This is a genomic window from Mycoplasma sp. 2704 (assembly GCF_034863285.1).
GTDB lineage: Bacteria > Bacillota_I > Bacilli_A > Mycoplasmatales > Metamycoplasmataceae > Mycoplasmopsis.
This window is the reverse complement of the sequence record NZ_JAYFFD010000001.1, coordinates 86,866-109,625: the sequence shown is the minus strand read 5'-3', so window position 1 is coordinate 109,625 and position 22,760 is coordinate 86,866. Positions and strand designations below refer to the sequence as shown.

The 22,760-nt window shown below is 30.0% G+C and carries 10 protein-coding genes; 6 read left to right on the top strand and 4 right to left on the bottom strand.

Annotated elements, in window-relative coordinates; translation table 4 throughout:
* The 3 genes from VBM90_RS00240 (at nucleotide 1) to VBM90_RS00230 (ending at nucleotide 9,346) form a co-directional block, all read left to right on the top strand.
* Nucleotides 1-2,199, top strand: a complete 2,199-nt coding sequence (locus tag VBM90_RS00240) for a phenylalanine--tRNA ligase subunit beta (RefSeq protein WP_323176409.1) — start codon at nucleotides 1-3, stop codon at nucleotides 2,197-2,199.
* A gap of 7 nt (nucleotides 2,200-2,206) precedes the next feature.
* Nucleotides 2,207-3,469: a serine hydroxymethyltransferase gene (gene glyA / locus VBM90_RS00235; protein ID WP_323176408.1), complete on the top strand. Its 1,263-nt coding sequence runs from the start codon at nucleotides 2,207-2,209 to the stop codon at nucleotides 3,467-3,469.
* 219 nt (nucleotides 3,470-3,688) lie between these two features.
* On the top strand, nucleotides 3,689-9,346 hold the full coding sequence (locus tag VBM90_RS00230; protein ID WP_323176407.1) for a phosphatidylinositol-specific phospholipase C domain-containing protein: 5,658 nt from the start codon (nucleotides 3,689-3,691) through the stop codon (nucleotides 9,344-9,346).
* A 119-nt stretch (nucleotides 9,347-9,465) separates the two neighbouring features.
* Here the strand turns inward: VBM90_RS00230 and VBM90_RS00225 are convergent, their stop codons facing one another.
* The 4 genes from VBM90_RS00225 to prfA form a co-directional block, all read right to left on the bottom strand.
* On the bottom strand, nucleotides 9,466-14,637 hold the full coding sequence (locus tag VBM90_RS00225) for a M60 family metallopeptidase (protein WP_323176406.1): 5,172 nt from the start codon (nucleotides 14,635-14,637) through the stop codon (nucleotides 9,466-9,468).
* Between the two features lie 332 nt (nucleotides 14,638-14,969).
* On the bottom strand, nucleotides 14,970-16,475 hold the full coding sequence (gpmI, locus tag VBM90_RS00220) for a 2,3-bisphosphoglycerate-independent phosphoglycerate mutase (protein WP_323176405.1): 1,506 nt from the start codon (nucleotides 16,473-16,475) through the stop codon (nucleotides 14,970-14,972).
* 11 nt (nucleotides 16,476-16,486) lie between these two features.
* Nucleotides 16,487-17,197, bottom strand: coding sequence for a peptide chain release factor N(5)-glutamine methyltransferase (prmC, locus tag VBM90_RS00215; RefSeq protein WP_323176404.1), 711 nt, complete (start codon nucleotides 17,195-17,197; stop codon nucleotides 16,487-16,489).
* Nucleotides 17,197-18,261 carry a peptide chain release factor 1 gene (gene prfA, locus VBM90_RS00210; RefSeq protein WP_323176403.1) on the bottom strand — a complete coding sequence of 355 codons (1,065 nt, stop codon included), beginning with the start codon at nucleotides 18,259-18,261 and terminating at the stop codon, nucleotides 17,197-17,199. Before prfA ends, prmC begins: the two co-directional genes overlap by 1 nt.
* A 179-nt stretch (nucleotides 18,262-18,440) precedes the next feature.
* Between prfA and topA the strand changes: the two genes are divergently transcribed.
* The 3 genes from topA to VBM90_RS00195 all read left to right on the top strand — a co-directional run bounded on the left by topA (nucleotide 18,441) and on the right by VBM90_RS00195 (nucleotide 22,760).
* A complete protein-coding gene (gene topA / locus VBM90_RS00205) occupies nucleotides 18,441-20,312 on the top strand; it encodes a type I DNA topoisomerase (RefSeq protein WP_323176402.1) in 1,872 nt (623 codons plus the stop codon).
* 163 nt (nucleotides 20,313-20,475) lie between these two features.
* Nucleotides 20,476-22,326, top strand: a complete 1,851-nt coding sequence (mnmG, locus tag VBM90_RS00200; protein ID WP_323176401.1) for a tRNA uridine-5-carboxymethylaminomethyl(34) synthesis enzyme MnmG — start codon at nucleotides 20,476-20,478, stop codon at nucleotides 22,324-22,326.
* Nucleotides 22,326-22,760, top strand: coding sequence for a 23S rRNA (pseudouridine(1915)-N(3))-methyltransferase RlmH (locus VBM90_RS00195; protein WP_323176400.1), 435 nt, complete (start codon nucleotides 22,326-22,328; stop codon nucleotides 22,758-22,760). Before mnmG ends, VBM90_RS00195 begins: the two co-directional genes overlap by 1 nt.

Sequence of the window (22,760 nt, the reverse complement as noted above, 5' to 3'; positions counted from 1 at the left end):
ATGATTTTATCTTTAAAACATTTAAATAAATATTTACCAAATATTAAGTTAGATGCAAAAGAAGTAGAAAAAGCATTGAACAACTTAGGTTTAGAAGTTGAATCAGTTTCACCTTTCTCTGACGTTAAAGGTTTAGTATTTGCAAAAGTTTTAGAAGTTTCAGTTAACCCTAATTCAGACAAATTAGATGTAGTTAAAGTTTTAACAAAACAAGGTGAATACACAATTCAAACAAATAATAGAATTTTAAAACCAGGTGACCTTACAATTTGCTTCCCAACAGGTGCATCAAAAGGAAATTTTGTTTTCGCAGACAAAGAAATTAAAGGAGTTTTATCACAAGGAATGTTCGGTGCATGATCTGAAATTGGATATGATAATTCACTTTTATCATATACTGACTCAATTTTAGTTTTACCAAACGATTTTGCTACACTTGAAGATGATGCAATGGAACTTTTAGGTCTTAATGACACACTTATCGAAATTTCAGTAACAGCAAACAGAAATGATGCGAACTCATATTATGTTTTAGCTAGAGAATTAGCTTCATATTTTGATACTGACTTTATAAGCGTATTAAAAGAAACACCAAGTTCATTTACAACACAATTTACAGTTAATAAAAACAAAGCACAACATTTATCATTTACAGAAATTAAAGGTAAAAAAGAAACAACTTTATATGAAAAAATGTTACTTGCAAAACACGGTATCGATACAAAATTTGACTGAGCAGTTAATTTAACAAACTTAACATTAATTAACTATGGTGTGCCTGCTCACGTTTATGATGCTGCAAAATTAGAAAACAATTTAAGTGCAGATTATTATTCAGGAAAATTAGTTATTTTAGGAAATAAAGAAGTTGAATTAAATAATGTTTTAACAATTTTTGCTAACAATAAACCTGTTTCAGTTGCTTGTGCTATGGGTCTAGAAGATACGAAAGCTACAGAGCAAACAAATGATTATTTATTTGAAGTTGGAGTGTTTAAGTCTACAGATGTTAGACATTCATCTAAAGAACTTAAATTAATTTCAAACTCAGCTGCACAAGGTGCAAGAACAATTACACCCGAATTAGCAAGTTTAGCAGTTAAATTCATCAGATCATACTGCAATGATTTACAAGTCTCAAATACAATTGGTGAATTTGAATTTGATAGCTACAAAGAAATAAAAATTGATAATGAAAAATTAAAAGTTTACTCAAATAAACTAGACAATCAATTAGTTGAATTTAACAAAGCTAAAGATCAATTAAGTAAATTAGGATTTATCTTTGAAGTAGACACTGTTAAAGTTCCTAACTATAGATATGATGTTAACTTATTTGAAGATGTTATGGAAGAATTATTCAGATTCTATTCATACAGCAAGTTTAAAGAAGAAGTTGTTAAAAACGTTCCATTAATTACACAATCAAAAGATAGAACAAAAAATATTATTAGTGGAATGGGTTATTCAGAAGTTAGAACATTTACACTTGTTTCTAAAGAAAAAGCAGACTTTAAAGTTTTAGACTTAAAAGAAACTGTTGGACCTTTATTAACATTCGTTTCTAAAGAAAGAGAATACGTACGTAATTCAATTATTGTTTCATTGCAAGAAGTTGTCGATTACAATCAAAAACGTAAATTAAACTCAATTAACATTTTTGAAGTAGGAATGATCGGGAACTCTAATGAAGTTTTAGGTCTCGCTTCAACAACTAAATCATTCTTTGAAATGAAACAAGATATTATTAATTTTGTAAAATTAGATTTAGAATTTGTCCCTTTAAAAGACAATGCTTTAGTTCATCCAAATGCATCTGCAAAAATTGTTTATATTGACGAAAACACAGGTGCACAAGTTGAATTAGGTTGATTAGGTAAAATTCATCCATCAATTGATAAGACAAATGCATTCTATGCAGAATTATTCACAGATCTGATTAAAAACATGAGAAACAACGAAGCAGCAACAAAATTCCAATCAGTTAATACTGAACCATACAAAACACTTGACCTTACATTTGAACTTGCAAATGGTGAGTACATTCAAGATAAAATTAATCAAATTAAATCAGTTTCAGATTGTTTCGGCATTGACCAAATTGATGATTACAAAAAAGAAAATTCACACAATGTAACACTTAGAATTACAGGTTCAAGTGAGCAAATTGAGAAAATAGATTCACACTTTAACAACTAGGAGACCTATGTATTCAGATATTAGTTTAAAAGATAAATTAGTTCAAGATGCAATTAACAATGAACTAAAAAGACAAGAAGATCACATTGAATTAATCGCTAGTGAAAACTATGTTTCAGAAGATGTGCTTAAAGCTCAAGGTAGTGTTTTAACAAACAAATATGGTGAAGGTTACCCAAATAGAAGATATTATGGTGGATGTGAAAATGTTGACGTAGTTGAACAAGCTGCTATTGATAGATTAAAAGCTATTTTTAGTGTTAAATTTGCTAACGTGCAACCTTATTCAGGTTCAGTTGCAAATGCTGCTGCTATTGCATCAGTTGTACCTAGTGGTGGAAAAATTATGGGGCTTTCACTTAGTTCAGGTGGACACTTAACACACGGGTACAAAATCAGTTTTAGTGGAATTTTCTATGAATCAGTTTCATATGATTTAGGTAAAGATGGAATTTTAGATTATGATGCAATTTTAGAACTTGCTTTAAAAGAAAAACCACACTTAATTATTTGTGGTTATTCAGCTTACTCAAGAACAATTGACTTTGCTAAATTCAGAGAAATCGCTGATAAATGTGGTGCAAAATTACTTGCTGATATAGCTCACATTGCAGGACTTGTCGCTGCTGGAGAACACCCATCGCCAGTTGGTTATGCAGATATTATCACTTCTACAACACATAAAACATTACGTGGAGGTAGAGGTGGAATAATTATGACTAATGATGAAGAAATTGCTAAAAAAATCGACAGATGAGTATTCCCTGGATACCAAGGTGGGCCATTATTCCACGCTATAGCTGGAAAAGCTGTAAGCTTTTATGAAGCTATGCAACCTATGTTTAAAGAATATGCAAAAAACATTAGATTAAATGCAACTAAGTTCTGTAATAACTTCATTAACAAAGGTGCAAAAATTATTTCAGGTGGAACAGACAATCACTTATTTATGATTGATGTTTTATCAACATACAACATTAGCGGTAAACAAGCTGAAGAAATCTTAGGTAAAATCAACATTACATTAAACAAAAACACAATTCCATTCGATACACTTTCACCGTTTGTAGCAAGTGGTATCAGAATCGGAACTGCTGCTATGACAAGTAGAGATTTCACAGAATGAGATAAATTAGCCGACATAATTGATTACACACTTAGAAATTATGAAATGTTAAGTTCAGAAAATGGAATTGATAAACTAAATGAACTTAAACAAGAAGTTTTAGAATTAACTAAAAAATTCCCAATCAAAAAATCATATTTATAAGATGCAATTGCATCTTATTTTTTTTACTTTTATAATAGTCTACTAGACTTAAAAGTAAAAAAATGTAAATCAAATTTAAATAAGCTAATAAATCTTGAAATTTAACAATCAGACATTGTGTACAATGTTTAGAATTTGTTAAAATAGACAGATAAAATAAAATAAATTTATTTATAAATTTATTAGTATTAATCAAATTTTAAGTTAGTTGGTACATTTGTGAAAAAAAGAATTAAGAAATTAATAACAAGTTTAACTCTCGGAGCAGCTCCGATTCTTTCATTGACTGCAATTTCAGGAATTGTTCAACAAAGTGTTTCTTGAACAGATGAAAATAAAGCTTATTCAGATGATACACAAACACAATTGAATTTAAGTGATTGAATGGCTGATGTTGATGGGGATAAATTGCTTTCAGAGCTTTCTATACCAGGAACTCACGATAGTGGTATGTATGATGGTAGAGGTGTTAAATGATTTTTCGGTTCTGCTTGAGCTAGAACACAGTACAAAAATTTACCTACCCAATTGAAAATGGGTATTCGTTATTTTGATATTCGTTTAGATAGAAACAATTTAGTTAATCACGGTGGAGCATATTCGAATAACTTATATCTACAAAATGTGTTAGATGAGTGTAAAAAATTCTTAACTGCACACTCAAGTGAAACAATCATTTTACGTATAAAAGATGAAAATGTAGATGTTGGCAATTTATCTGCTACAGATTGTATAAAATGAAGAAACTCAATAATCGATAATCTTTATAAATTCAAAGATTTTCTCTTCAAAAATGATTCTCGTAATAATAATCTGAACCCAACACTTAATGAACTAAGAGGTAAAGTTTTTGTTGTAAATAACTTTCACCACAAAGTTTATTCAGATAATAACTATGGAATTTTCATTGATCACGGCAATAACTGAAATATTTGACAAGATACATATGATTCAACAGAAGATGTAAAGATGAGAACATTTGAGTCTATGGCAAACATGTATCAAGATCTAAATGATTTTCACAATGACATAATGACTAACTTCCTTTCAAGATCTAATGGTGAGCAACCTTGATGAACTAGCAAAGCTTTAAATAAATGACTTGTTAAAAAACTTCAACAAAAAGAAGATCAATGAGAACATTTAGGAATTGTGCCAATGGATTTCCCTGGAGATGCCCTTGCATTAGCTATAGTGCGTAAAAACTATATGTATAGTCAAAGAGTAATTAAACGTGGAATTTTAGGAAGACAATTAAATGCGATTCCTGTTACTAAATTAGTTGACAATACATCGATTATTGAATTAAACCAACCGATGAAAGATTACTTTGTTGAAGTTTACAAAGGTAATAATCTTTTAGAAAAGAAAAAGATAACTGATACAAATACAAGAATTCAGTTAGCTAATAAATTTGTTTTAGGTGATTCAATCAAATTAGTTTTCTACAAAGAAACTCCAACAAACATTTACTATCCAACTCCAAAAAGAATTTTAAATGTTGAAGGAACACTTACGGTTTCTAGAAATCAAGAATATGTAAATAAACTTCTTAGCATAGGGAGAAGTTATGTGGCATATTCAGATACTCTTGCTAATACAACTTACCAAAATTTCATTAGATTTCATATTCAAAATGAAATTGTAAGTGTAGCTAATTCATATATCATTCAACCAATGACTGACCAAAGAGGTGAATGAGCTGACTTATTTGATTCAGATAAAACTGAAGTTCAAAAGAAAATCACAAACTTAAAAAATGCTTATGAAGCTCTTAAAACGGATATAAACACATTTAAATCATCAGTTCCATTTAGAAATTCTCAATTAAGTTTTATAACAACTGCTGACAAATCTAAATTATCAGAAGATAGTTATCAAGCATTTCAAGATGTAATTACAACAATTCCTAAATTACCTGAATATCAAAATGTTCTTAACATTTACATCAAGAAGAAAAATAAATTAGCTGGATTAAAAACAATCTTGAATGATCTTCAGGATTATTTAGGACTATTCAATCAAAAAGTTACTGACTTAGATTTAGATAATTTACAAATTAACTACCAAGATAAAAAAGCAGAACTTAACCAAAATATTCAATCTATTCAAGTTATTATCAAAGAAACAATTAATAATGATGCAACTATTGATTTTGCGAATGTAAAAAGCAGATTACAAACTCATTATGATAAATGCTCTAAAATTATTAAATCACTTGAAGACTTGAAAAAACAATATCACCAAAACTTATATAGAGAAAGATTAAGAGCTGCATTACAAAAATGTGAAGAACAAAAAACACAAATCAATTACTTACTTGATAATAGTGGTTGAGCAACTAAAATTGATCAATTAATTACTGAAATTAATGAGCAATTAACACTTTCAGAAATTCAAGAAATAAAAATTAATGATATTGAACAACGTATGCAATCTGCTATTTCAATGTTAAATGGACAATCTAATTTAGATTCAATTAGACAATCTATTTTGTCATCTAAATATTTAGAGCAAAGCGTTATTGATCAAAAATTTGCCGAACTTAACCAAAAAAGATCTTATGCAGACGCAACTGCATTGCAAAATGCAGTTGAGCAATTAAATAATTTTGAACATCAAGCTATTAACCAAACAATTGATAGTTTATCTAACTTAACTGATACACAAGAATCAAGTGCAAAAACTTCAATTGAACAATGTGCAAATAGAGTTGCGGTGAATTCAATAGTTTCAAATGTAATTAAATTAAACAACTTTAATGCTCAACTCAAGAATTTTGATTCTGTAAAGTCATCAATTAACTATATAGAAGCATCGACAGATCTTAAAAAAGCTTATGATAATGCAGAAATAGTTGCTAATACAGTTAAAAATTCAAATACATTTGATAGAGAAATTGAGAATATTGATACTGCAATACCGAACTTGCAGATAGCAAAAAACAACTTAGATGGTCAAAGAAGATTAGATACTGCAAAAGCAGATGCTGATAAAAATATTGATAAGTTAACTTACTTATCAGACAATGTTCAAAAACCAGCTGCTAAAACCTCTATTAGTAATGCGCAAACTGTAAATGATGTAAATTTAATTGTTTCTAATGCTACAAAATTAAATGCTGCATTAGAACAACTTTCAATTGCTGATTCGAAATTAAATCAACCAGCATATACAGAAGCTGCAAAGAATAAAAAACAAACATTTGATTCTGCTAAAAGTGCAATAGACAATATCAAATCAAATTCAGACTTTACAAGAACAATTTCTAATATTGATAGATTAACAGTTAACTTAAAAAACGCTATCAAGGATCTTGATGGTGATTCTGAACTATCATCTGCAAGAACAACTGCATTAAATGAGTTGAATAAATTAACTAATTTAACTGGAGAACCAATAAAAGTTGCACAAGATGCAATCAATGCTGCTAACACAATTAATTTAGTTAATTTAAAATTACTTGAAGCTCAAAAACAAAATGCAATCAACAAAATTAATTCATTATCTAACTTAGGACAAACCAAAAAAGAAAAAGCAGCTGAATTAATTAATAATAAAACTACAAAAACTGAAATTGATGCAATTCAATGAAACTATTCAAAAGTTGATTCTGCACTTCCAAAAATTAAAGAAGCTGAATATGAAAAATCAAAAATAAACTACACTGAAGCTGAAGGTTCTAGAAAAACAAACTTTGATACTATATTGGACAGTTTATTACCATTAAAATCGCAAACTGATTTTTCAACATTACCTGCTAACTTTGATGCAAATGTTATAGCTCTTAAGAATTCAAAAGGTGACTTGAATGGATTAGACAGACTTAAAAAAGAAAAAGAACAAGCTAACATTTTCATTTCTAATTTAAGTGAATTATCAAATGAACAAAAAGATACTTTTGCAAATAGCATAACTTCAGCTAACTCAATTTCAGAAGTTGCAGATATTAAAAACAATGCTGAAAAACTTAATAATGCTTTAATCGAATTAAAAGCAGCAAGACAAACTGCAAAATCTGAATTGACTAAATTAACACACTTATTAGAAGAACAAATTAGAGAAGCAAATAGTCAAATCGATGCTGCTACAACAGTTCAAAGAGCAAAAAACATTGTTACAAATGCAACAAATGTTGATGTTGCTATCGAACAAGTTCAAAGATTTAATGATGTTAAATTAAAACCACAATTTACAGAAGCATCAACAACACCTGCAGATAAAAAACAAGCTTCTCAAACAGCGTTTGACAACTTATCAGGTGTTGAGTCAATTATGGACTTTAGAACAAATCTAATTGACCAAATCACAAACAAATCAGAAGAACTGAAAAATGCAATCAACTCACTTGATGGTCAACAAAACTTAGATGCTGCAATAGCTGCTGCTAAATCTGCTATTGATGCATTACCTAACTTATCAGATGATGAGAAAAGAGACGCAAAAACTGAAGTTGAAAAACAAACAACTATTGCTAATGTTGCTGATAAATTATTAAATGCTAAAAAACAAGATGCATCAAATAAAATTGACTCATTATCAAACTTATCAGATGATGTGCAAAAACCAGCTGTTAAAGCTTTAATTAACTCAAAAGCAACTAAAGATGAAATTGATGCAATTGTTGCTAATGTAGAAAAAGTTAATAGTGGTATTGGAACACTTAATGATGAAATTGTGATAAAAGAAGAAATTCAATACAAACAAGCATCAGATGATGTTAAAGAAAACTTTTATAATGCTATAACTGCATTAGATAGATTATCAAGCTACACAGACTTTGAAACACCGTTTGACCAATTAGATATTAAATTACAAGCTGTATCTGAAGCTAAGAGTTCATTAAATGGTAAAGATAGATTAGATGCTGCAAAAGGTGAAGTAATTAAAGCTATTGAGGGACTTGAAAACTTATCATCAGTTCAAAAAGATGCTGCTAAAAATGAAGTTGAAGCTAAAACATCAATTGCTGATGTTGAAGAAAAATTACTTGAAACTCAAAAAGAAGATGCTATAGCTAAAATTAACTCATTACCTAAATTATCAGAAACTCAAAAAGAAAAAGCTATCAAATTAGTAGAAGCTGAATCAGATAAAGCAGGAATTGATAAAGTAGTTTCAAATGCTTCAAGCATCGATGGAGCGATTGCTAAAGTTGAATCTACTAGAGGAATTGAATCAGAAATCAAATACACTCAAGCTTCAAACCAAGATGTATTTGATGATGCAGTTACTGCTTTAAACAACTTAACAACAACACTGGACTTTGATGAACTATATCCTAACTTAGATAACAAGTTAGATACATTAAAATTAACTCACGATGCTCTCAATGGTGCTGATAGATTGAAAACAGCTAAAGAAGAAGCGCTTACTGCTATCGAAGCTGCTTCAAACTTATCAGATACTCAAAAAGAAGTTGCTAAAAAAGCAGTAAATAGCTTAAATCAAGTTTCTAAAATTAAAGGTATTAAAAATAATGTAAAAGAAGTTAACAGTGCATTTGATGTTATTGAGAATGCTGAAGCGATGAAAGAAACAACGCAATACATTCAAGCTGATAAACAATTTAAAGATGCATTTGATAATGCATTAGTTGCTTTTGAAGAAATTAAAGCAAAAGAAGACTTTACTACAGAAATTCCTAATTTATCTGAAAAATTAGTTGTACTTCAAAAAGCTACAGAAGCCCTTAATGGTAAAGTTAAACCAGAAACTAAACCTGAAGAATCTGCTAAAGAAGAAGATAAAAAAGAAAACACAAGTAGTGGTTCAAACTTAGTTGGTCCAATTGCAGGTGGTGTATCAGGACTACTTGCATTAATTGGTTCAATCTCTGGATTTGTCTTCTACAAAAAACGTAGAAAACGTAAATAAATAATTTTTAAATTTAAACTTTCATTCTAGTGGTGAAGGTTTTTTCTTTTATTTTTTGTCAAAAAAAGTAAATGAAAAGAAGACACCATAAGGTATCTTCTAAATTATGTGATTACATCTTATTTGGTTAAAATGTAGTTAAAGAATAATGGTTTATTTTCTTTATTTACAATCTTCATTTTGTGATCTTTTGTTAAGTCATATTTTTCAGGTGTAAATAATGTTAATAAACAGTGGTTGTATGTTTCTTCAGTTGTAACTGCTGAAACATTTTCAAGAACTAATTCATCATCGATGTATACGTCAAATGATGACATATTTGGCCCTGTTTTTCCAAATAAGTCAATAGCGTCTGAGTTGAATGTAAATTCAAAGTATTCGTTAGCTTTTGAAACTTTAGCTGAAACACCATTGATTGCGTTGTTGATTTGATCATTTTCGTTTGTTAAAAATTCTCAAGATGTTCCATAGAATTGAATTTCAGAGTTGTTAATTGGTAATACTCTCTTGTTTTGAGTATCAAGACCAAATTTAATTTCTCTAATGATTGTAACTTTAAGCTTTCTTGTTTTTTCGTCGTCATTGATCGGTTCTCTCATTGTTGTAATATGAACTTCTTCAATTCCATCATAAATAGCACCAAAGTCTAATCTATTAGTTAATGGAAGACCTTCTGTATCTTTTGTAGGGTCAACTACAAAGTTTAATGTTTTGAACACAACCGGCATATCAATAAATTCACCTTCGAATACTTCAACTTTTTCAGTTCTCTTAAGTTCGATTGTGTAATGAGTTGGACGGTATTGTTTTTGGAAGTCAGCTTTAGCAATAATATCCATAAAGCTTAATGTGGCAGGTTTTTGGAACTTGATATTAAAGTCTAATTTATCTGTTTGTCAAGTTTCAATTTTTGTGTTGTAAATTTGATCGTAAATTGCTTTATAGTCTGTATTACCATTAATATAACGATTTGAAGGTCCTCTAATGCTTAATGCAACAGGGTTTGTAACTTGAGATGAACCAGCGAATTTTGTAATTTGAAGGTCGCTCTTAGTATCAGTAGGCATAAATCTTGGTTTGTATTGTCATTGTTCACCAGTTAATAATTCTTGGATTTTTTTTGGTGTATCGTATCAATCTTCTGGAAGATTTGGACTTAATGCATAGTTGTTAATTTCGTAGATTGTATTTGAACCTGTATCATTGATTTTTTCCAATCAGAATGTTCTTCTTGAGTATGCAATATCATTTCAAGCAGCGATTGTAAGGTCGTAAACTTGTCCTTTTTGTAATGTTACTGTACCAAATTCTTTTAGTGCATTATTTGATGAGTTAATTTCACCTTCGAATGCATCACCAATCTTAATGTATCCTCAGTTAGAGAAGTAAGCTTTAATATTATATGATCCTGTTTCAGGTGCGATGAATTTTGCCTTAGATTCAACTAATTGTTTTTTACCTGTGAATGGATTTTGAAGTTTTCTTTGTTCAAAGTCTTCAACAAAAGTATCTTTTGGTTGAATGTTATTTGTTTTAACGTAGTTCATAATTTGTGAAATTGTTCTTAATCCGTTAACTTGAACATCTGTAAGTTGGTAAGTTGTTAAGATTGGACGATTAACTACGTTTCTAAGTTTAATTTTGTATCTGTAAGCAGGTACATATCTTTTTGGTTTGTTTTCAAAGTCAGCCGGAATAACTTCCATATCAAATTCATCAATTTCTGCAAGTTTATCTGGATTTGCTCTATAGATAACTTTCATTCTTGTAGGATCTGATGAATCAAATTCTAAACTTCCACCTAATTTTGTTCTTGCTGGGAATTTAAGTTCTTTAATTCTAAAGTTAGAGTTAAGTGAGTTAATTCCATTAGCAAAGTCAAATGTAAAGTCTTGTCCTGCTGGAATTTGGTAAGCTGGAGCTGTATCTGAAGTATATTCAAATCTGTCTAGCTCACTGTTGTATAAGAATTGACCACAAGCAAAAACGTTAGCGACAAAATCAAATGATGGTCATTGGAACATATCAAGCATTCTTTCGATGTTTTCTTGATCTGGATATTTAGCCATAAGCTCATTGATTTTATCTCCAGTTGCTTTTAATTTAGCAATGGCGTCTCTTTCTTTTTGAGCTCATTGTTTATCCATTTCTGTTAAGTTTCGAGGTCTGTCAGCATCATTATATCCATAGTAACCATTAGGATCAATTTCTTTACTTCCCTCAAATCTTCAGTCTTTTCAGTCAGCTTGAACTTTTTTAAATTCAGCTGTAGCTTTATTAGCTTCAGCCATAGCTGCATCAAATTCTGGTTTATGGTCGTTTGCAATATCAACTGTTGGTACTGATCGTTGTAATGATTCAATTGTGCTTGCGTATTGTTTTAATGCGTAGTAGAAGTTTAATTTGAAGTATTTAGATAAGTATCAAGTTGTCTTCAATTTCTTATCGTATAAACCATTTCTTCCTGATGATTTAACTCATTCAATAAAGTTAACCGGTCCTAATGTGTAAATCATATTTGAGTAAAGTGCGTATCAGTCAGCTTTTGTTTGGTTAATTGAATATGAGTTAGCTAATCTAGCTCAGTATACATCAAAGTCTCCTGATGGGTTTGTGATTCCACGAAGTCTTGTTTTATCATTAATAAATGATAAGTTAATTACTGATGGAATGTTTGTTCATCCATGGTCTCTTACATTGAATGGATCTTGGTGAGGTTGAAAGTTATGGTTAATTTCGTGGTAGTTTCCTCAATCATCAAATCCAAAGTCAGAAGCTCCCTTTAAGTAAGGTGATGCTCATCCGATTGGAGCTCAAAGATTGTATCCACCACCTCAAGCACCAGCTCCTCCTCAAACGTCATCACAGTAGTTAAGTGCTAACTTAGGTGCGTTGTAGTCGAATCAGAAGTATGACATTTCATAGAAACTGTCTCATTTGTGCATTTTTTCTTCAGGGAAGATAATATCATCAAATTTAACATGAGCAATAGCACTTGATGATGTATAAGGAATTGCTATACCTGTGTAGTTTGATTGAATTGTCATAATAGGTGCATTAATTGTACCTGCTTTAACAGCGGCCATTTGTGCATCTCATTCTGCTTTTGTTGTTTGTCCATAAACATAGTGAAGTTGTTCAACTGCATTATAAACTTTAACGTCAAATGGAGCAGGGTTACCATTTTGATCTCTAAGAGTTACACCAACGTTAATTGATAATGCTCCACCAAATGGTGAACCAAGTTTAACTCTTCTTGTGACTGGGTCAATTTCGTTAAATCTAAATCTAAATCTTGATAGAACAAATGGGTAACGGTTAGAAATTTTCCCTGTGTTGTCTGCTGGGTAGTTGTCTCAGTAGCTTTTGTTTACATAGAAATCAAACGGAACTTCACTGTAAATACCTGTAGTTTCATTTGGTGTTCCATATAATTCTTTAAGAATTTTATATGTGTCTTCACTAATTTCAAATTCAATAACTTCTCCAGCTGGAGCATATAAACCAATAACGTTGTATCCTGTCATCGATGTGTTGATTGAAATTTCTTTTGTAACTGTTTGAGTTTCATCTGTAACTACTCTTTCGAATCATTTATCTGCAGCAGGGTGTTTTTTAAGACGGTTATTCGCGATTTCTTCTTTAATGAAGTTTGCATCACTATATTTACGTGCACCTTCACCTGTGAAACCATCTACACCAATAACACCTTCAACTCTTTCGTTGTAAACAAGTTCACCCATACTAAGTTTTTTACCATTTACTTCAAAGAAAGCACGATCAGCAAAGTTTCTGTTATCTTTTTCGTAGTTAAAATCGTATCCAGGGTATCTGAATCCATAACTTGAATACATTTGGTTTAATTTTGTATCGTAAACTTGTTTTTGGATTGAAGGTCTGGTTTTTCTATCAATGATTTTGTCTGTATATGAAACAATGTCTAATCTGTTTGAAAGTAAAGATCTGAATGGTTGAGTATTATTTGCAAGTGGTAATGCTGAAATAGTAACTGGTTTTAATCTTCACATTACACCAGCTGAATTTTTAACTACTAATGAATAGTCTCCATCTCTGTTTACATTTAATGTAGTTGAATGTTCATTTTCAATTAATGTTGTATATCTGTATCAAGATGAGTTAGCTCAATCTACGCCATCAACATTACTTGCTGTAACTGTAGCTGCGTTATTTATTAATAATCCATCATTTGATGCAGTTAATTTTACATTTTGTAATGGGTTAACTTTGTGAACCATTTCCACATTAAGTTTCTTAACGTATTTTTTACCATTGTATGTTCCAATAACTTCAAGTTCGAAGTTAGAATCAATACCGATTTGGTTATTAAATACTTCTAAAGTACCTTTATCAGTAACACTAAATTCACTATCATTTGAATATCATTTGAATTGTTCTGGTTTTAATTCTTCATTTCCAGCGACAAATTGTAATACAACTGGTTTACCTTCTTCTGGGAAGTAACCTTGGTTTGTGATTGTGAATTTAGCATTTTCAGTTAAACGGTTTGTTTCTTCTTCGCTTAACATATCAACTGGTGGATATTCAGGTTCTAGAATTCTTTCTGATGTAGTAGGTTGTGATGGGGTTTCTTCTCCAGTTGCTGGTTCTTCATAACCTGTTGAACCTTCATCTCCATTAGGGTTACTTGGGGTTTCATTGCTTCCTCCACTTTCACCTGAACTTGGATTTTCTTGATCTGGATTAGATGGATTTTCTCCATGGTTTGTTTCACCTGTTGCACCACCATCACTATTTCCAGGGTTAGTAGGTTGTTCTGATGAAGTAGATGAACTTAATTTTTCTTTAGCAGCATTTAATGCATCAATTAAGCTTTGTTTGTTTTCAACCGGTGTAGTTAAATCAGTTTTAGCAGCAATAGCATCTTCAAGAGCCTTTTTAGCTTCGTTAAATTTTTGTTTTTGCTCAGCTGATGCATTTGTGTATGCTTCAGATTTTTGCTTTTCGTTAGCTTCATTTAATTTAGCAGCTAATTCATTTAAGTCTCTTGAGTTGTTTACAATATTATCAATTGTAGTTTTATCAGCAGTATCATTAATTTGTTTATAAATTGCATCTTTTTTTACTTGAGTTAAGTTTGATAAATTAGCAACAATATTTTTAGCAGGTTGCTTGTCAACTGGTTGAGCAGGAGTGGGAGCTTCTTTTTTGCTTAATCCTAATCCAACTCCAGTACCAATTAATGCTGCAGCACCAACACCACCAAGTATTAGACCAATAATGAATTTTCTTTTTCTATTTTTGTCAGCCATAATCATCCTTTCTTTTTGTTTATTACTAAAATAAAATTAAAATTTTATTTTATAAGTATTTTATTTTATTTTAGTCTAGCTTTTATTTATCAAAATAGTTATTCTATTTTTTGTGTGTAAATTTTATATGAATTATTTCTGTTTTTGTTATTGTGATTAAGCACTAAAATTAACTAATTTAATCAAATAAAAAGTACATTTAGTACCTTTAAGATTTGTGCTAAATGTACTTTTAAGTGTGTTATATAGGCGTAAAAGTTTTATTAAGCTTACTGAGTATATCTAATTATAGACATAACAATAGAGTAGTTAATTAAACTTTTTTAATTTAATTATTTAACTAATAAAGATTCTTCATCCATTTCTTTAGGTTTAGAAATATTGATGTAATCTAAAACAGTAGGTGCAACATTAGCTAATTTTCCATCTTTTAATTTAACGTTTTTATCTGTACAAATTAACATAACTGGACTTGATGTATGTTTTGTAGCTGGTTTACCATTTTCATCTTCTGTGATTTCAGCGTTTCCGTGGTCAGCTGTGATGAATACTGTAACATCATTCGCTTCAGCTCATTCAATAACTCTTTTAATTTGTGAATCTAAGAATTCAACTGCTTTGATAGCTGCTTTTAAGTTCCCTGTGTGTCCAACCATATCAGGGTTTGCGTAATTCATAATTGTTACATCATAATTTAATGCATTTGCTAATAATTCGTCTGTAATTCCTTCTGCAGACATTTCTGGTGCATCAGCATATGATTCAACTTTAAGTGAGTCAACCATAATACGTTTTGAATTTTTAAATTCAATATCGTTTCCACCATCCATAAAGTATGTAACGTGAGCATATTTTTGAGTTTCAGCAATTCTTAATTGATTTAAGTTAGCTAATTCTAAAACTCTACCAATTGGCATATTGATTTCCATTTCTTTGAATGCAACAATTGTGTCAATTCCTTCATATTTCATCATTGAGACAAATTTGTTAATTACAACTGGATGAGCTGGTTTGTTTGGATATAATGGTGAACCAATAAATAAGTGTGTTAATTGTCTTGCTCTGTCAGGTCTGAAGTTAAAGAAGATAATTGAATCGTGATCTTTTACAAAGTCACTTTTTGGAAGTGTTTGATTAATAGCAGGTACAAAGAATTCATCTGTAATTCCTTCTGCATATTGTTTGTTTACATAATCAATTACATTGTTAAATTTAACATCTGATAAACCTAAAATAGCATCGTATGCTTTATCAACTCTATCAAACATTGAGTCTCTATCCATTGCATAAAATCTTCCTGAAATAGATGCGATGTGGTATCCATATTTGTCACATAATGCAACTAATTTTTCAAGTGAAGGAATAATTGATTTAGGAGCAACGTCTCTACCGTCTCCAAAAACGTGAACTGAAACATTTTTAACTCCGTGTTCGTGTGCTGCTTCAATTAATTCAAATAAGTGGTTTTCAAGTGAGTGAACTCCACCAGGTGATAAAAGCCCCATTAAGTGTAATGTTGAATTATTTTTCTTAACATCATCAAATGCAGTTACAAAAGCTTCATTTGATTTAAATGTATTATCATCAAGAGCTTTTTGAATTAATGAAAGCCCTGTGTAAACAACTGTTCCAGCTCCAATGTTTAAGTGTCCTACTTCAGAGTTTCCCATTTGTCCTGCTGGTAATCCTACATATTGACCTGAAGCTTGAATAAGTGAATTTGGATAATTTGTAAATAAGTTATCAAATGTTGGTGTGTTAGCTAATGCAAATGCATTACCTTGTGTTTGTTCTCTTAAACCTAAACCATCAATAACAATTAATACTGTTTTTTTCATTTTTTCTCCTTTTAGTCAAATTCTATAACAGCAAACCTGTTTTTAGAACTCATATCTTTATGTATAGTAATTTTATATTTTTCTTGTAATTTTTCTCAATATTTAATGTGAAATGGATTGATTTCAAAATAGATTTTTCCACCTGGTTTTAAGTAGTTTTCTGCATTGTTAATTATTAGATCATAAAAATAAAATCCATCATCTTTTGCATATAATGCGTGAAGTGGTTCTCAATCAGTGACTGATTTATCTAATATTTCAGTTTCCTGAATGTAAGGTGGATTCGAAACAATTAAATCAAATTTTTGATTGATGTTTTCAAACATATCTGATTGAATGATGTTAATTGTAACATCATTTTTTTGTGCATTTATTTTAGTTTGCTCAATCGCTTCAGAATCTATATCTGATGCAGTTATATTTCAAGTTGGATTTGCTTTTTTTAGAGCAATTGCAATAAAACCTGAACCAGTACATAAGTCTAAAACATCTAAATTTTGTTTTTTATTTTCTGAATTAACTAATATAACTAGTTCTTCTGTTTCGTATCTAGGGATTAAAACCTTTTTAGAAACATCAATAGTTACATCTGCTAATTCAACATAACCCATTATTTTTTGAACTGGCATTCCTTTTTGAAGTTGTTCTAATTCAAAAGAAGATACAGTTTGTTCTAAACCATATCTTCTTTTTTCTAATAATAAATCTTCTCTTGTAGGCATTAAATTCCAGCTTCTTTGATTTTTTCGTTTTGTTCTTCTGTAAGTAATGCATCAATAATAGGATTAAGTTTTCCTTCCATAACAGGAAGTAAACTTGTAGAGTATGAAATTCTATGGTCTGTAACTCTATCTTGAGGATAGTTATATGTTCTGATTTTTTCACTTCTAGCACCAGAACCAGCTAATTTTCTGTAACCTGATTCTTCTGCTTGTTTTTTCTGCAACTCAATGTCGTAAAGTTTTGATTTAAGAACTCTCATTGCGATTTCTCTGTTTTGAATTTGGTTTTTACCTTCTTGACAAGTTACAACAATTCCAGTCGGGAAGTGTGTAATACGAACTGCTGAGTCAGTTGTGTTAACTGATTGACCACCGTTTCCTGATGAACGGTAAACGTCAATTCTGATATCTTCAGATTTAATTTCAACTTGAATATCATCATCAATTTCAGGCATAACTGTAACTGTTGCTGTTGAAGTATGAACTCTACCTTTAGTCTCGGTTGCAGGAATTCTTTGAACTCTGTGAACACCTGATTCAAATTTAAGTTTTGAATATGGTCTGTCACCTTTTACAGCAAATGTAACCAAAGTAAATCCACCAGCTTCAGATGCTGATGCATCTAAAAGTGTGGTTTTCATATCATTTTGTGAAGCTCATTTTGTGTACATTCTATATAAGTCACCTGCAAAAATGTTAGCTTCATCACCACCAGCTGCTCCACGAATTTCAACAATAACGTCTTTTTCATCGTTTTCATCTTTTGGAAGAATTAAGATTTTAAGATCTTCAGATAAAGCTTCCATTGTTTTTTCAGCTTCATTAATTTCCATTTTTGCAAGAGCGACCAATTCTTCATCTGATTCACCTAACATTTCTTTTGCATTTGCTAAGTTAGCTTCAGCTTCAAGGTATTTATCAAATGCTTCAACAATATCTTTAATTGAGTTAATTTCTTTATTAATTTTTGTGTATTTTTTAATGTCAGAAATTATTTCCTGATCTTGTAAAGATTTTTCTAATTCATCATGCTTATTTTTAATTTGCATTAAAGAGTTATACATAGTTAATTCCATAGTTAGTATATTTTAACATATAAAAAATCTAAAGTTTTAAAAGATTGTTCTATTGTTGTGTGATGTAAAAATTTTTATATTTCCTAATTATTAAAATATTAATAATTAATATAAGCAGAATAATTTAAATGCTTTTGATTTTCTAAAAAAAGTATATATTTTCCAATATGAGTGCAACAACCTTGAAGAAAAAATTAATTATTGTCGAGTCACCTACAAAGGTTAAGACAATTCAAAAATATGTTGGAGATGAATACAGTGTTATTGCATCTGTAGGTCATTTCCTTAGAATGAAGATTTCTGGTCTTTATTCGTTAGGTATCGATTTTGATACTTGAGAACCTCTTTATACAGCTGATAATACAAAGAAAAATATTATCAACGAGCTTAAAAAAGCAACAAATGAAGCAGAACACGTTTATATAGCAACTGACCCTGACCGTGAAGGAGAAGCTATAGGGTACCAATTAGTTGATTATTTAAAAATACCCACAGAAAAATACTCACGTATTAAATATAATGAGATTACTAAAGATGCTATTTTAAGAGCCTTAGATAATCCAACAATTATTGATGACGCTCTTGTTAATGCTCAAAAGAGTCGTAGAATGCTTGACAGAATTATTGGATTTAGATTATCTTATTTATTAAGATATAAATTCAAAAATACACCAGGTCAACCTACAGCAGGAAGAGTTCAATCAATTGCTCTTAAATTAATAGTTGATAGAGAAAAAGAAATCAGAGCATTTATTCCTGAAAAATACTTTACTCTTGATGCTAAATTAAATAAGAATCCTGTTTTAGCTGCATATCACAATGAAGCTAATGAATCAGATAGAAAAAACTGAATTTACAGTTCAGAAGTTGATGTAATCAAAGAATACTTTGAGTCAGCTCCTAAAGTTTTAAAAGTAACTAACAAAAAAGTTTCTGATAGAAAAGTTGGAGCAATTCAACCATTCAAACAAGCTGTTTTATATAAAAAATCACCATTTTCATCTAATTCAACAACGAACATTCTTAAAAAACTTTTCGAAAACGGTTTAATTACTTACCCGAGAACAGATTCAACACGTTTATCTCAATCGTTTATTGATGATGCACATAAATTTATCAAAAATAAGTGAGGTGAAGATTATATTGCTGATGAAATTAAAGGATTCAGTGGAGATCAAGATGCCCACGAGGCTATTAGACCATCAGATGTTTCATTAACACCTGAACAAGTTCAAATTCACTATCCAAAAATGGAAGATAATGATGTAAGAATTTACAAATTAATCTATGATACAACACTTCAAGCTTTAATTAAGCAACCAATTAGAACAAGTGTTCAATATACTTATGTAAATGATAAATACACATTTAAAAATTCTTATTCAACAATTAAATTTAATGGTTACTATGTTGTAACAGGTAAAGAATCTGAACAAGTTGATCCAAATTACGAAATTGATCAAGAAGTTAAAGTTGATGAGTTTATCTTATGTGATCATGAAACAAAACCAGCACCAAGATATAATGATGGGACACTTATTGAAGCGCTTGATAACATCAAAGTTGGGCGTCCATCAACATTTGCTTCAACAGTGCAAATTGTTAAAGACAGACGTTTTGTTGAATTGAACAATGGTGCATTACATCCTACTGAATTTGGTGAAATTATCTTACAAAACTTAATCGCTGCTTTTCCTAATATTATTAATGAAAGTTATACAGCACACGTTGAAGAAGAATTAGACCAAATTGCTGAAGATGAAATCACTAAAAATGAAGTTATGCAAGATTTTTGAGATAACTTCCTTGTTGAATTTGATAATGCACAAGGTAAAATTACACCTTACACATTCAAGTTAGAACAATTGGATACAACTTGTCCTGAAGATGATGGTATCTTAGTTAAAAGATATAACAAGAAAAATCAACCATTCATTGCTTGCAAAAACTTCCCTAACTGTAAATTCACAAGAAACATCGAGCCAGATGATTTTCCAAGTGAATCAGATGAAGAAATCGTCGATGAGTATGATGATTAATTAATTAAAATTATTTAGATGAGCAGATTTAAAAGTCTGCTCATTTTTTAATTAATTTTGTTATTTTAATTGAGATATTTAATGAAAAACATGGATTTAGACCATAAAATAAGCTAATTTTATGATTTTTAAAAATTAAAAAATAAATTAAAATTATGAAACTATGAATAATAAAGGTATTTTAGAGAACAAAAAAGAATTTGAAGCAATAGTTATAGGTGGAGGTCATGCTGGAGTTGAAGCAACTTTTGCTTTAGCGAATATGGGGCACAAAGTAGCTCTTATCACTTTTGATCTTTCAAAAGTTGCTATGATGCCTTGCAACCCATCAATTGGTGGACCTGCTAAAGGAATTATTACACGTGAAATTGATGCACTTGGTGGAGTTCAAGGTTACTTTTCAGATTTAGCAATGATTCAAATTAAGATGCTTAATGAATCAAAAGGTCCTGCAGTTAGAGCTATGAGAGCTCAAATTGATAAAGAAAAATATTCAGCACTTATTTTAGAAGCGTTACAAAATCACAAAAATGTAACTTTAATTGAAGGAGTTGCTGAGGATATTCTTGTTGATGATAATAACCAATTTAAAGCGATCAAAATGGAAGATGGTTCAATCTTAGATGCTAAAGTTTTAGTTATCACAACAGGAACGTATATGAACTCAAGAATTCTTAGAGGTGATGAAATTAAAATTTCAGGACCTGATAATCAAAAAACAACACCAAAATTATCACGATCGCTTGCTAAGTTAGGTTTTGATTTACAAAGATTAAAAACTGGAACACCTGCTAGAGTTTATGCTGATTCAATCGATTTTTCAAAAGTTGAAAAAGAAGAACTTAATGATACTTATTTAGCTTTCTCATCGCGTTCAAATGTTAAACTTGATAAGCAAATTTCATGTTATTTAACTTACACAAACGAGAAGACGCACGAAATTATTAGAAATAACATTGATAAATCAGCTATGTATTCAGGACTTATCGAAGGGATCGGTCCAAGATACTGTCCAAGTGTTGAAGATAAGGTTATGAGATTTGCCGATAAAGAAAGACATCAAGTTTTCTTTGAACCAGAAACTGCTGATGGTTCAATTATTTATGTAAACGGAATGTCTACATCAATGCCTGTTGAAGTTCAAGATTTAATGTTAAGAACAATTCCTGGCTTAGAAAATATGAAGGTTCAAAAATGAGGATATGCAATTGAATATGATGCATTAAATCCATTGCAAATTACACCTACATTAGAATCTAAAGTTATCAAAAACATTTTTACAGCTGGTCAAATTAATGGAACAAGTGGATATGAAGAAGCAGCAGCTCAAGGTCTTATTGCTGGAATTAATGTAGGAAGAAAACTTGAAGCTAAAGAACCATTGATTCTTAAAAGACACGATGCTTACATTGGTGTTTTAGTTGATGATTTAGTTACAAAAGGGACTAAAGAACCTTACAGAATGTTAACTTCAAGAGCTGAATATCGTTTATTATTAAGAAATGATAACCCTGATATTAGACTTGCGAAATATGGAAATGAAGTTGGTTTAGTTTCTGATGCAGATTACCAAAATATAATTAATAAATACCAAATGATTGATGAAAAAATCAATGAATTAGAAAACACATACTTATCATCTAAATCAGAATTAGCTAAAAAACTTGGGGTAGAAAATGGAGTTTCAATGTTAAGAGTTTTAGCTAGACCAGATGTTGATCCGGTTGATGTTTTAGGCGACTTCCCTTACAAAAATGAATTAACTATTATGGTAAGACTTGAGGGCTACATTAAGAAACAAAAATCTGATGCTCAAAAAATGAATAAATTAGAAGACTTTAAAATACCAAAAGATATAGATTATTCAAAAGTTCAAAACATAGCTACAGAAGCTAAACAAAAACTTGAAAAAATTAGACCTTTAACAATCGGACAAGCATCAAGAATTAGTGGAATTAACCCGGCTGACATTCAGATGCTTATGTTCCATATTGAAACTAGAAAAAACAAATAATGAAACTAAATATAGTTGCAGTAGGTTCATTAACAAAATATTTTCAAGTTTTATATGATGATTATGTTAAGAAAATTAACTTCTTCGCAAAGATTAATTTAATTGAAATTAAAGAACAAAAGATAGATAACATTCAGTTAAAAATTAAAAAAGAAACTGAAATGATTTTAGAAAAGATACCTAAAAATTCAAAAGTCATCTACTTATCATTACAAGGAAAACAATTAAGCTCTGAAGAGTTTGGATCAACATTTTTAGATATTGATAATGTAACTTTTGTAATTGGTGGTTCAAATGGAGTTGATGAAGAAATGTTTGCTAATAAAATTAACTTCTCAAAAATGACCTTTCCACATCAATTATTTAGAGTTATGTTAGTTGAGCAAATTTATAGAGCATTTACAATTAGAAATAATATTACTTATCATAAATAA